This window comes from Methylobacterium sp. CCH5-D2 (assembly GCF_001556475.1).
Lineage (GTDB): Bacteria > Pseudomonadota > Alphaproteobacteria > Rhizobiales > Beijerinckiaceae > Methylobacterium > Methylobacterium hispanicum.
Map to the genome: position 1 here is coordinate 1 of NZ_LSIX01000044.1, position 10,846 is coordinate 10,846.

10 protein-coding genes and 1 pseudogene are annotated in these 10,846 nt (G+C 72.7%); 6 read left to right on the forward strand and 5 right to left on the reverse strand.

Annotated elements, in window-relative coordinates; translation table 11 throughout:
* The first annotated feature begins 564 nt into the window (after positions 1-564).
* Positions 565-1,317, forward strand: coding sequence for an invasion associated locus B family protein (locus AX737_RS00990; protein WP_066918290.1), 753 nt, complete (start codon positions 565-567; stop codon positions 1,315-1,317).
* A gap of 200 nt (positions 1,318-1,517) precedes the next feature.
* On the opposite strand, the gene hspQ is transcribed toward AX737_RS00990, so the two are convergent.
* Together hspQ and AX737_RS01000 are read right to left on the reverse strand one after the other, a co-directional pair.
* Entirely contained in the window at positions 1,518-1,889 is a 372-nt protein-coding gene (gene hspQ, locus AX737_RS00995) for a heat shock protein HspQ (RefSeq protein WP_066918292.1), read from the reverse strand.
* A gap of 221 nt (positions 1,890-2,110) precedes the next feature.
* Complete coding sequence (locus AX737_RS01000) at positions 2,111-3,160, reverse strand: CoA ester lyase (protein ID WP_066918294.1); 1,050 nt, start codon at positions 3,158-3,160, stop codon at positions 2,111-2,113.
* Positions 3,161-3,469: 309 nt separating this feature from the next.
* Here AX737_RS01000 and AX737_RS01005 point away from each other — a divergent pair, with 309 nt between their 5' ends.
* Positions 3,470-4,663, forward strand: a complete 1,194-nt coding sequence (locus AX737_RS01005) for a patatin-like phospholipase family protein (protein WP_245293373.1) — start codon at positions 3,470-3,472, stop codon at positions 4,661-4,663.
* A 31-nt stretch (positions 4,664-4,694) separates the two neighbouring features.
* Here the strand turns inward: AX737_RS01005 and AX737_RS01010 are convergent, their stop codons facing one another.
* Both AX737_RS01010 and AX737_RS01015 read right to left on the reverse strand, forming a co-directional pair.
* A complete protein-coding gene (locus tag AX737_RS01010; protein WP_066918298.1) occupies positions 4,695-5,651 on the reverse strand; it encodes a D-2-hydroxyacid dehydrogenase family protein in 957 nt (318 codons plus the stop codon).
* Between the two features lie 19 nt (positions 5,652-5,670).
* Positions 5,671-6,099 carry a carboxymuconolactone decarboxylase family protein gene (locus tag AX737_RS01015; protein WP_066918300.1) on the reverse strand — a complete coding sequence of 143 codons (429 nt, stop codon included), beginning with the start codon at positions 6,097-6,099 and terminating at the stop codon, positions 5,671-5,673.
* A 125-nt stretch (positions 6,100-6,224) separates the two neighbouring features.
* Between AX737_RS01015 and AX737_RS01020 the strand changes: the two genes are divergently transcribed.
* From AX737_RS01020 to AX737_RS01030, 3 genes are all read left to right on the forward strand, one after another.
* Entirely contained in the window at positions 6,225-7,199 is a 975-nt protein-coding gene (locus tag AX737_RS01020; RefSeq protein WP_066918302.1) for a quinone oxidoreductase, read from the forward strand.
* A gap of 103 nt (positions 7,200-7,302) precedes the next feature.
* Positions 7,303-7,932, forward strand: coding sequence for a bifunctional nicotinamidase/pyrazinamidase (gene pncA / locus AX737_RS01025; protein WP_197430410.1), 630 nt, complete (start codon positions 7,303-7,305; stop codon positions 7,930-7,932).
* A gap of 81 nt (positions 7,933-8,013) precedes the next feature.
* Positions 8,014-8,214 (forward strand): hypothetical protein, encoded by a 201-nt coding sequence (locus AX737_RS01030; protein ID WP_066918304.1) that lies wholly within the window; start codon positions 8,014-8,016, stop codon positions 8,212-8,214.
* 7 nt (positions 8,215-8,221) lie between these two features.
* Here AX737_RS01030 and rimO read toward each other — a convergent pair whose 3' ends face one another.
* Positions 8,222-9,562 (reverse strand): 30S ribosomal protein S12 methylthiotransferase RimO, encoded by a 1,341-nt coding sequence (gene rimO / locus AX737_RS01035; RefSeq protein ID WP_066918306.1) that lies wholly within the window; start codon positions 9,560-9,562, stop codon positions 8,222-8,224.
* 959 nt (positions 9,563-10,521) lie between these two features.
* Here rimO and AX737_RS01040 point away from each other — a divergent pair.
* A pseudogene (locus AX737_RS01040) lies at positions 10,522-10,846 on the forward strand (aminodeoxychorismate synthase, component I); the annotation flags it as partial.

The following is a 10,846-nucleotide window of genomic DNA, read 5'->3' on the forward strand; positions in this document are numbered from 1 at the left end:
GCCCCGCGAGGCCGGAGCCGGCCAAGGGGGCGGAGCCGGCCAAGGGGGCGGAGCCGGCCAAGGGGCCGGAGCCGGCCAAGGGGGCGGAGCCGGCCAAGGGGCCGGCGAGGAGGGCGCCGGACGCCGGCTCCCGTCCGGCCGCCGGATCGGGCGGGGACGTCTCGCGCCGGAACGCCGTGGCCTGCGCCTGCACCTGTCGTCTCCCTCGGGGGCGCGACGGGGCCGCCGCGAGTTGCCATCGATGCCCCGGCATGGTTAACGGCGCGCTAACGCGCCGACGCGGCCCCGGACTCACCCGATCTCCGGTGCCGCGTCGCCGGTGTCATGCCTTCGCCTCAATCGGCGGGAAAGCAGGCCGCCCGGTCGCCCCGGGTCGGGCTTGCGGGCCCGCCGGGCCGGGCGCGACGCGCATCGCGCCGGACGGTTCCCGCGCCGGGGCGCGGACGGGAGCCGGACCGGCGCCCGCCGCGACGCCGCGAAGGTCCACGGTCCTGCGTCACGATGGGCCTCGTCGTCCGGCGAGGCGCGCACCAGCCAAGCGAAACCCAGAGGGGTCTGAAGACGATGCCGTTCGCCACCCGTCCTGCGCATCTGATGCGCGCCGCCGCCATCGTCGCGATCGCGGGCCTCGCCGGGCCGGCGTTCGCCCAGCCGAAGAAGCCGGCGGCGGCCCCCGCCCCCGCCGCCCCGGCGCCGACCGCGCCCACCAACCAGACGGCGCAGCCCCAGGGCAACGGCCCGCAGATCATCAACGTGAAGTCGGAGCCGGGCCAGGCCGACTGGACCAAGGTCTGCGGCAAGGACCAGGGCTCGGGCACCGACATCTGCTACACCACTCGCGACTTCGTCTCCGACCAGGGCCAGCCGGTGCTGGCCGCCGCCGTCTACGAGATGAAGAACCCGCAGACGAAGCAGGAGGTGCGCGTGGTGCGCTTCCTGCTGCCGCTGGGCCTGCTCCTGCAGCCGGGCATCCGCTTCAACGTGGACGGCCAGCAGGCGACCCCGGGCAAGTTCGCGGTCTGCTTCCCGAACGGCTGCTTCGCCGAGGCCGGCGCCGTCGAGGCGGGCCTGATCGGCGCGATGAAGAAGGGCACGACCCTCAACGTCTCGGTGCAGAACCAGACCCAGCGCGAGGTCACCTTCGCGGTGCCGCTGGCGGGCTTCGGCAAGGCCTTCGACGGCCCGGCCATGGACCCGAAGGTGCTCGAGGAGCAGCAGAAGAAGCTCCAGGCCGAGCTGGAGAAGCGCTCCGAGGAGATGCGCAAGAAGCTCGAGGCCGAGAAGGGCCCCGCCGCGGCCGCCGCGCCGAAGCCCTGAGGGTTTCCGGACGGGACGCCCCCGCCCGCGCGGGGACTGAGATCGATGGCGACAGGGAAAGGCCGGGCGGGTGCCCGGCCTTTTCTCGTCACGCCGGGCTTCCGGATGCCCGCTTCGAATGAAGCGGCTTCCCCCTCTCCCCGCGCGCGGGGAGAGGGGGTCCGCGGCGCGCATCGCTCCCGACTTGGGTCCGAGAAAACTCAGTTCGGCGCCCGGTCCCGCACCCGGTACGTCCCGGTGTCGTCGCGCACGAACATCTCGCCGATCCCGGCGTGGCGCAGCGCCTCGCCGGAGGTGTCGGGCAGGAGGTTCTGCTCCGAGACATAGGCGACGTACTCGGTCTCCGCGTTCTCGGCGAGCAGGTGGTAGAAGGGCTGGTCCTTGCGCGGCCGCACCGCCTCGGGGATGGCGAGCCACCATTCCTCGGTGTTGTCGAAGACCGGATCGACGTCGAACACGATGCCGCGGAACGGGTAGATCCGGTGGCGCACGACCGCGCCGATGCCGAACTTCGCCGTGCGGAAGCCGGGCGCTGCCGGGGCCTGATCCGTGTTCGTGTCCTGATGCGTCATGCAGCGTCAGATAGGCGCAAGCCCCCGCCCTGTCATCGGGCGCCGTGGCCGCATCGCGGATGGTCATCGGGGATGTGGTCATGGATCCCGAAGGTCCGGGACCTTCGGCGGGTCCGGGCAAGGTTCGCGATCCTGGCCCCGGTCGTCCGGCGAAGCCGATCCGGGGCTCCGCCCCAACACCCCGCCGAAGGGCCCGGAGGCCCTTCGGGATCCCCGGGATGTCAGTCCAGCTTGTAGATCGCGGCGAGCTCCGGGTCCTTGGCGGCGACGAGCCGGGCGAGGTCCACGATCACCTTGGCCTGCTTCCAGGTGGCGTCGTCCTGCATCTTGCCGTCGAGCATCACCGCGCCGGTGCCGTCGGGCATGGCCGCGACGATGCGGGCCGCGAAGGCCACCTCGTCGGGATCGGGCGCGAAGACCCGCTTGGCGATGGCGACCTGGCTCGGATGCAGCGTCCAGGCGCCCGCGCAGCCCATCAGGAAGGCGTTGCGGAACTGCACCTCGCAGGCCGCCCCGTCCGAGAAGTCGCCGAAGGGCCCGTAGAAGGCCTTGATGCCGTTGGCCATGCAGGCATCCACCATCCGGGCGATGGTGTAGTGCCAGAGATCCTGCTGGGCGGAGACGCGCGCGGCCTCGCCCGCCGGGTCGGCGATGACCCGGTACTCGGGATGGCCGCCGCCGACCCGGGTGGTCTTCATGCCGCGGGACGCGGCGAGGTCGGCCGGCCCCAGGCTCATGCCGTGCATGCGCGGCGAGGCCGCCGCGATGGCGTCCACGTTGGCCACGCCCTCGGCCGTCTCCAGGATCGCGTGGACCAGGATGGGCTTGGCGACCCCGTGGCGCGCCTCGAGCTGGGCGAGCAGCTGGTCGATGTAGTGGATGTCCCAGGGCCCCTCGACCTTGGGCACCATCACCACGTCGAGCTTGGACCCCACCTCGGAGACGATCTCGAACAGGTCGTCGAGAATCCAGGGGGAGTTGAGGGCGTTGATGCGGGTCCAGAGGCCGGTGCCGGTGGCGGCGAAGTCGGTCGCCCGCGCCATCGCCACGAAGCCTTTGCGGGCGGCCTCCTTCTGGTCCATCGGCACCGCGTCCTCGAGGTTGCCCAGCACCACGTCCACGCTGCCTGCGAGTTCCGGCACCCGGGCGCGGACCTTCTCGACGTGGGGCGGCACGAAGTGGATCATCCGCTCGAGCCGGACCGGCAGGTCCCGGAACGGGGCCGGCGCGCCGGTGGCGAGCGGCTGGAAGAAGCGGCGCGGCAGTTTCATGGGTCGTCCCTCCCGAAGTCTTCTGTGTCCCCGTTATGGCGAGGCTTCGGCCGAGGTAAAGCCGTCCCTTCGTCCTGTCCTCGGGCGGGTCCGGCGCGGGGCCGCCGAAGGTCCCTCAAAGGTCCCTCAAGCGGCGGCGCACGGGCGGTCGCGGTGCCTGTCGGCACAGCAATGCGGCATCGGGGGCGGAAGGATCGGAACTTGACAATAGTCTTGGCGTTCTTCGTGCGAGGCGGGCACTTCTGATACGGGACACGAGCCATGTCCGGACTGACACGGCGGCCCATCGCGGCGCTCGCGGCGGCATGCATGCTGTCCGCTGCTTTTCCCGATCTGTCCCTGGCCGGACCGAATACAGCCAAGGTTGCCGAAAAGCCCGTCGAGAAGCCTGGCACGCGCGCGGCCTTCACGGCCGAAGACATGGCCGCGGCCCGGCCTGCCGGGCTCGACCGCCCGGTGCGGATCCCGGGCGACGAGCCGGCGGCCTTCCAGGCGCTGATCGACGACGCCCCCGCGGCGGCCGAGCCCTGGCTGGTGCTCTCGGGCGGCGGCGAGGACGGCGCCTTCGCGGCCGGGCTGCTCGCCGGCTGGAGCGCGGCCGGCACCCGGCCGGATTTCGGGGTGATCACCGGCGTCAGCACCGGCGCGCTGATCGCGCCCTTCGCCTTCGTCGGCCGGCCCGGCGACGCCCCCCTGCGCGAGGCCTACACCACCATCACGGCGGCCGACGTGTTCGAGTTCGGCGGCTCCGACGTGGCGCTCACCGACACCTGGCCGCTCAAGCGGCGCATCGACCGGGCGGTGACGCCGGCGCTCCTGCAGGCGGTCGCGGCCGAGCACGCCAAGGGGCGGCGGCTTCTGGTGGCCACCACCGAGATCGACAGCGGCCGCCCGGTCCTCTGGGACCTCGGCGCGATCGCGGCCTCGGCCGGGCCGAAGGGCGCCGACCCGAAGGCGCTCGGCCTGTTCCGGTCGATCGTGCTGGCCTCCTCGGCGGTGCCGGGGGTGTTCCCGCCGGTCGCGATCGACGCCACCCTGGCCGACGGGCGCGCCATCCGGGAGCTGCACGCGGACGGCGGCACCACGGCGCCGTTCTACCTCGCGCCGAAGCGGGCGCTGACCGCGGCGCTCACCGGCGCGCAGCTCGTGCGCATCCCGGCCCGCACGGTCTACGTGGTGGTCAACAACAGCACCCGGCCGCATTTCGAGATGGCGCGCCCGACCACCCTCTCGGTGCTCGGCCGGGCGATGTCGGCGGCGATCAAGGCGCAGTTGCAGGACGCGCTCGCGCTCTCGGGCGCCTTCGGCCGCCGCGAGGGCCTCGATCTGCAGGTCGCCGAGATCGACGGCCGCTTCACCGCGACCGCGCCGGGCCCGTTCGACCAGCGCTACATGCAGGCGCTCTACGCCCACGGCGAGAAGCTCGGCCGCGCGGGCGACGCCTTCACCGGGCAGGCAGGCCCCGGCGGCCAGGGCGAGCCGCAGACCCTGGCGCGGCGGTAAGGCGAGGCGCGCGCGGAGGGCGGGCGCCGATCTAGGCCAGCACCCGCACCGGCGCGCCGGCGAGCCAGGCCTCGATATCCTCGACCGCTTCCGAGAAGTAGGTCCGGTAATTGGCCGCGCTGACGTAGCCGAGATGGGGCAGCGCCAGCACGTTCGGCAGGGTGCGGAACGGGCTGTCGGCGGGCAGCGGCTCGGTCTCGAACACGTCGAGTCCCGCCCCCGCGATGCGGTTCTGGCTGAGCGCGGTGACGAGGGCCGCCTGATCGACGAGGCCGGCGCGTGCGGTGTTCACCAGGAAGGCGGTGGGCTTCATCCGGGCCAGATCCTCCGCCCCGATGAGGCCGCGCGTGGCCTCCGACAGCACGAGGTGGAGCGTGACGACGTCGCTCTCCGCCAGCAGGGCCGCCTTGGAGGGCGCGCGCCGCACGCCCGCCGCTTCGGCCCGCGCGTCGTCGAGGTTCGGGCTCCAGGCCGCGACCTCCATGTCGAAGGCCCGCGCCACCCGGGCGATCCGGGTGCCGATCTTGCCGAGCCCGACGATGCCGAGCCGGGCGCCCGCCAGATCCGTGCCGACGCTCGCCTGCCAGGGCCCGCCCGCCCGCAAGGCCGCGCTCTCCGGCGCGACCCGGCGGGCGAGCCCGAGGATCAGCGCCCAGGTCAGCTCGGCCGGGGGCGCCGGGTGGCTCGCCGTGCCGCAGACCGTGACGCCCTGCCGCTTCGCCGCCGCGAGGTCGATGGCGGCGTTGCGCATGCCGCTGGTGACGAGCAGCCGCAGGGTCGGCAGCCGCGCCAGCAGCGAGGCCGGGAAGGGCGTGCGCTCGCGCATGATCACCAGGATCTCGGCGCCTCCGATCCGCTCCACGAGCGCGTCCGGGTCGGCGAGCGTCTCGTGCAGGGCCGTCACGCCGACGCGGCCGGCGAGCCGGTCCCAGGCGGCGAAATGCCGGGCCGCGTCCTGGTAGTCGTCGAGGATCAGGCAGGTCTTCATGCGGGCCGCTCCCGGGCGATCACTCGGCCGCCGGCGCGGCGGGGGTCTCGGCAGGGGACTCGGCGGAGATGGCGCCTTCCTTCACCAGCACCTCGTGGGCGGCCTTGAAGGCCTCCAGCCCCGCGGGGATGCCGCAATAGGCGGTCGCGTGCAGGAGCGCCGCCTTGATCTCCTCGACCGTGACCCCGTTGGTGAGCGCGCCCTTGACGTGGAGCTTCAGCTCGGCCGGCTTGCCGAGCGCGGTCAGCATCGCGAGGTTGAGGAGCGAGCGCGTCCGGCGGTCGAGCGTGGGGTCGCCCCAGGCCCAGCCCCAGGCCCAGCTCGTGGTGGCGCGCTGGAAGGCCATCATGAAGGGGTCGGCCTTCGCCAGCGACGCATCGACGTAGTCCGCGCCCAGCACCGCCCGGCGGATCGGCAGGCCCTTCTCGAACAGCGCCTCGTCGGACATCGTCGTCTCCCCGGTTCCGTATCGGTCTTGCCCGTATCGGTCTTGCCGCCTTCCCTAACACCATTGCGCCGGGCGCGGCGTCCGTTATCTCGGGCGCGGGGGAAACTTCATCCGAGGACGAGACGATGCCCAAGGCGATCCGGGTTCACGAATACGGCGGCCCCGAGGTGATGGCCTACGAGGATGTCGAGCGGCGCGAGCCCGGTCCCGGCCAGATCCGCGTGAAGCTCACGGCCATCGGCGTGAACTTCATCGACATCTACTTCCGCTCCGGCGCCTACAAGGCGGCCCAGCTTCCCTTCACCCCCGGCAAGGAGGGCGCGGGCACCGTCGACGCGGTGGGCGAGGGCGTCACCGGATTCAAGGTCGGCGACCGGGTCGCCACGGCCTCGGCCGAGGGCAGCTACGCCGAGGAGATGATCGTGCCGGCCGCCGGCTGCGTTCAGATCCCGGAGGGCGTGGACGACGCCACCGCTGCCGCGATGATGCTGAAAGGTCTCACCGCCGAGTACCTGCTCCACCGCACCTACCGGGTGAAGGCCGGCGACACGATCCTGTTCCACGCGGCCGCCGGCGGCGTCGGCCTCATCGCCTGCCAGTGGGCCAAGCACCTCGGCGCCACCGTGATCGGCACCGCGGGCTCGGCCGAGAAGGCGGAGCTCGCCCGCAAGCACGGCTGCGACCACGTCATCCTCTACCGCGAGGAGGACGTGGCCAAGCGGGTGCGCGAGATCACGGGGGGCAAGGGCGTGCCGGTGGTCTACGACGGCGTCGGCCAGGCGACCCTGATGGGCTCGCTGGACAGCCTCGCGCCGCTCGGCCTGCTCGCGAGCTTCGGCTCGGCCTCGGGCGCGATCCAGGGCCTCGACCTGGGACTGCTCGCCCCGCGCGGCTCGCTCTACGTGACGCGGCCGACGCTCTTCACCTTCGCCAGCCAGCGCCCGGTGCTGGAGGAGATGGCCCGGAACCTGTTCGGCGTCGTGGCGAGCGGGGCCGTGAAGATCCCGGTCCACGCCAAGCGCCCTCTCGCCGAGGCCCAGGCCGTGCACCGCGATCTCGCCGGCCGCGAGACCACCGGCGCGACCGTGATGCTGCCCTGATCCGGCGAACCCGGGATCCTTGGATTCCGGGTCAAGATCCCGGGCTCTGCCCGGACCCGCCCGAGGGCTCGGCCCTTGGGTATCCAGGACTTGGGGGAGTCCCATGCTGAGCGTGCGCGAGACCGACGTCCTGCTCGTCGTGGACGTGCAGGTGGATTTCCTCCCCGGTGGCGCCCTGGCGGTCCCCGAGGGCGACGCCGTCGTCGAACCCTGCAACGCGCTGCTGGCACGCTTTCCCCACGCGGTGCTGACGCAGGACTGGCACCCGGCCGGCCACGCCTCCTTCCACACCAGCCATCCGGACCAAGAGCCCTTCGGCACGGTGGCGATGCCCTACGGCCCGCAGGTGCTCTGGCCGGAGCACTGCGTGCAGGACACGCCCGGCGTCGCCTTCGCGCCCGGCCTCGACATCGCCCGTGCCGAACTCGTCATCCGCAAGGGCTACACCCAGGCGATCGACAGCTACTCGGCCTTCCTGGAAGCCGACCGCACCACCCGCACCGGGCTCGCCGGCTACCTGCGCGAGCGCGGCTTCACCCGGGTCGTGCTCTGTGGTCTCGCCACCGATTTCTGCGTCGCCTGGAGCGCGCTCGACGCCCGCGCCGCCGGGTTCGAGGCCGTGGTGGTGGCGGACGCCGTGCGGGGCATCGACCGGGACGGCTCGGTCGCGGCCGCCTGGGCCCGGATGGGGCAGGCCGGCATCGGGCGCGTGCGGCTCGCCGACATCGCCTGAGCCGATCGGGGCGAACGGCCGCAGCGCCGTGACCGCCCCGCGCGCACCGCGTTGACCCCGGCAACCGACAATGGAGGCCGCATGTCGACCAAGCACGCCAAGACCGAGACCCCGAGCGACGCCGACCTCAAGGGCAATCCCGGGATCGGAGCCTCGAAGGGCATGACGGGCCGCGACCCGGAGGACCTGGAGGCGGATTCGACCTTCGAGGGCGATGTCGAGAACGAGACCACCCGCGAGGGCGGCGTCGACCCGAACCACCGCCCGCGCAAGAACGCCTGAGCGCGCGTCAGACCACGCTGCCGCGCAGGTCGTAGGCGCCCGCGTCCTCGATCTTCACCGTGACGATGTCGCCCGGGCGGACCGGGCGGCGGAAGCTGGCGTGCACGCTGCCGTCGATCTCGGGCGCGTCGTACTTGGTGCGCCCGACCGCCACGTTGCCGCCGACCGAGTCGATGATCACGGGTAGGCGCCGGCCGACCTTGGCCTTCTGCAGCCGCAGGGCCACGCCCTGCTGCGCCTCCATGAAGCGGCGCTTGCGCTCCTGCTGAACCTCCGGCGGCACCGCCTCTGCAAGGTGGTTGGCGGGTGCGCCCTTCACGGGCTCGTAGGTGAAGCAGCCGACGCGCTCGAGCTTCGCCTCGCGGATCCAGCCGAGCAGTTCCTCGAACTCGGCCTCGGTCTCGCCGGGAAAACCCACAATGAAGGTCGAGCGGATGGCCAGATCCGGGCAGGTCTCGCGCCAGCGCCGGATGCGCTCCAACTGCTTCTCCTGGTTGCCGGGCCGGCGCATGCGCTTGAGCACCGAGGGGCTCGCGTGCTGGAGCGGCATGTCGAGGTAGGGGAGGATCTTGCCCTCGGCCATCAGCGGGATGACCTCGTCCACGTGCGGGTAGGGGTAGACGTAGTGGAGCCGCACCCAGGCGCCGAGCTCGCCGAGTTCCTTGGCGAGGTCGTAGAAGCGGGCCCGCACCTCCCGGTCGCGCCAGGGGCTCGTGGCGTAGCGGGTGTCGATCCCGTAGGCGCTGGTGTCCTGCGAGACGACGAGGAGTTCCTTCACGCCGGCCTTCACCAGCTTCTCGGCCTCGCGCAGCACGTCGCCGGCCGGGCGGCTGACGAGGTCGCCGCGAAGCGAGGGGATGATGCAGAAGGTGCAGCGGTTGTTGCAGCCCTCCGAGATCTTCAGATACGCGTAGTGCCGCGGCGTGAGCTTGACCCCCTGCGGCGGGATCAGGTCGAGGAACGGGTCGTGGGCCGGCGGCACCGCCTCATGCACGGCGGCCACCACCGACTCGTAGGCCTGCGGGCCGGTGACGGCCAGGAGGTTCGGGTACTTCTCGCGGATCTCGTCCGGTTGCGCGCCCATGCAGCCGGTGACGATGACCCGGCCGTTCTCGGCCATCGCGTCGCCGATCGCCTGCAGCGATTCGGCCTTCGCCGAATCGAGGAAGCCGCAGGTGTTGACGATGACGACGTCCGCCCCGTCGTGCTTGCGCGCCAGCTCGTACCCTTCCGCGCGCAGGTGGGTGAGGATCCGCTCGGAATCGACCAGCGCCTTCGGGCAGCCCAGCGACACGAAGGAGATCCGTGGCGCGCTGGCCTTCGGTGAGGGGGCAGGGGAGGCGGTCATGGCTCGTCCAAAACGGCGCCGCGGCCTCGCAAGGCTCCCGAAGGCCCGCGCCGCGCGCTGATCGCGTGAAATCTGGAATCGTTCGCCCCTATACAGGCATCGCGCGCGCGTTGCGAGCCCGGACCGACGGCGGGGCTCCCATGCAGGGCGGGCGGTCCATGCGCTCCCTCCCCACTCTGCTGGGGAGGGAGAGTGCGGAGGGGTTCCCGCATACGATACGGCCACACGGCAGCCCTCCTCGCATCTCTACAACTTTAAAATATTCCTATTCTATGCTGATTTGCCGTGCCCTGGCCGCGGCGCGTCCTGAGACGCATCGGGGCGCTTTCCCGGTCAGCCGCCGGGGCGCGGCGTGCGGTCAGGCCGGTGCCCGCGTCTGCCGTCGGCTGCGGCAGCCCCGGACGCGGGACCGACATGCCGCCGGCACGGACCGGGCAGCGCGCGGGCGCGGAAATGCCCCGGTCGCCGACCCCGCGCGATCCTCGGATCGCCTTCCGGGCGGTGGGCTGAAGCCTACGGCGCCGATCCACTACGGGACGGTGCACGACGCAAGCTCGCCCGCAAGCGGCGAGGGTTCTTCCCGGGGCGCCTCCACGAGGCGCACCGGCCCAGACCTCCTCTCAGCTTGGCGTAGATCGGACCCCGGCGTAACGGACACCGCGACGCGCATACGGATGGAGCGCTCGACCGGGTGCACATCCGCGGGACGCCGGGCGGCCGGCCTTTGTGCAACGTTGCGTCAGGGCCTCGCGGCGTCCCGCGTCCCCCCGATCCGACGATCTTGGGCCACGCCCCCGGCACCTTGCGCGGGGCCGTTTCCGCGCGTCCGGTCTCCGCGCCGACAGGGCAGGGCGGCTCCGTGCCCGCTTCCCCCGCGGCACCGCCTGTGCGAGGCGTGTCCCGGCGGATGCCGGACGCCAGAGGCCGGCCAGGCCCCCCGGAGACGAGACGCGACGCCCATGTGGACCCGTGAGATCCCGTTCTGCGATCCCGCCGCGGCGGCGGCGCGGCTGCGGCACCTGCCGGGGCTCGCCTTCCTCGACAGCGCGATGCCGCACGCCACGCTCGGCCGGCACTCGATCGTCGCCGCCGACCCGTTCGGGCGCTTCCGTTTTCGCGATGGCCGCGCCACCCTCGACGGGCGCCCGGTGCCGGGCGGCCCGATCGAGGCCCTGCGCGCCGCGCTCGCGCCCTGGCGGACCGACCCCGCCGACGAGATCTTCCCGGGCGGGGCGATCGGCTACTTCGCCTACGATCTGGGGCAGGCGCTGGAGCGCGTGGCGC

What these genes read in the sequence shown, in the direction of transcription:
- AX737_RS00990 (WP_066918290.1), top strand. Translation starts at nt 565, where the DNA reads ATGCCGTTCGCCACCCGTCCTGCGCATCTGATGCGCGCCGCCGCCATC.
- hspQ (WP_066918292.1), bottom strand. Translation starts at nt 1,889, where the DNA reads ATGACGCATCAGGACACGAACACGGATCAGGCCCCGGCAGCGCCCGGC.
- AX737_RS01000 (WP_066918294.1), bottom strand. Translation starts at nt 3,160, where the DNA reads ATGAAACTGCCGCGCCGCTTCTTCCAGCCGCTCGCCACCGGCGCGCCG.
- AX737_RS01005 (WP_245293373.1), top strand. Translation starts at nt 3,470, where the DNA reads ATGCTGTCCGCTGCTTTTCCCGATCTGTCCCTGGCCGGACCGAATACA.
- AX737_RS01010 (WP_066918298.1), bottom strand. Translation starts at nt 5,651, where the DNA reads ATGAAGACCTGCCTGATCCTCGACGACTACCAGGACGCGGCCCGGCAT.
- AX737_RS01015 (WP_066918300.1), bottom strand. Translation starts at nt 6,099, where the DNA reads ATGTCCGACGAGGCGCTGTTCGAGAAGGGCCTGCCGATCCGCCGGGCG.
- AX737_RS01020 (WP_066918302.1), top strand. Translation starts at nt 6,225, where the DNA reads ATGCCCAAGGCGATCCGGGTTCACGAATACGGCGGCCCCGAGGTGATG.
- pncA (WP_197430410.1), top strand. Translation starts at nt 7,303, where the DNA reads ATGCTGAGCGTGCGCGAGACCGACGTCCTGCTCGTCGTGGACGTGCAG.
- AX737_RS01030 (WP_066918304.1), top strand. Translation starts at nt 8,014, where the DNA reads ATGTCGACCAAGCACGCCAAGACCGAGACCCCGAGCGACGCCGACCTC.
- rimO (WP_066918306.1), bottom strand. Translation starts at nt 9,562, where the DNA reads ATGACCGCCTCCCCTGCCCCCTCACCGAAGGCCAGCGCGCCACGGATC.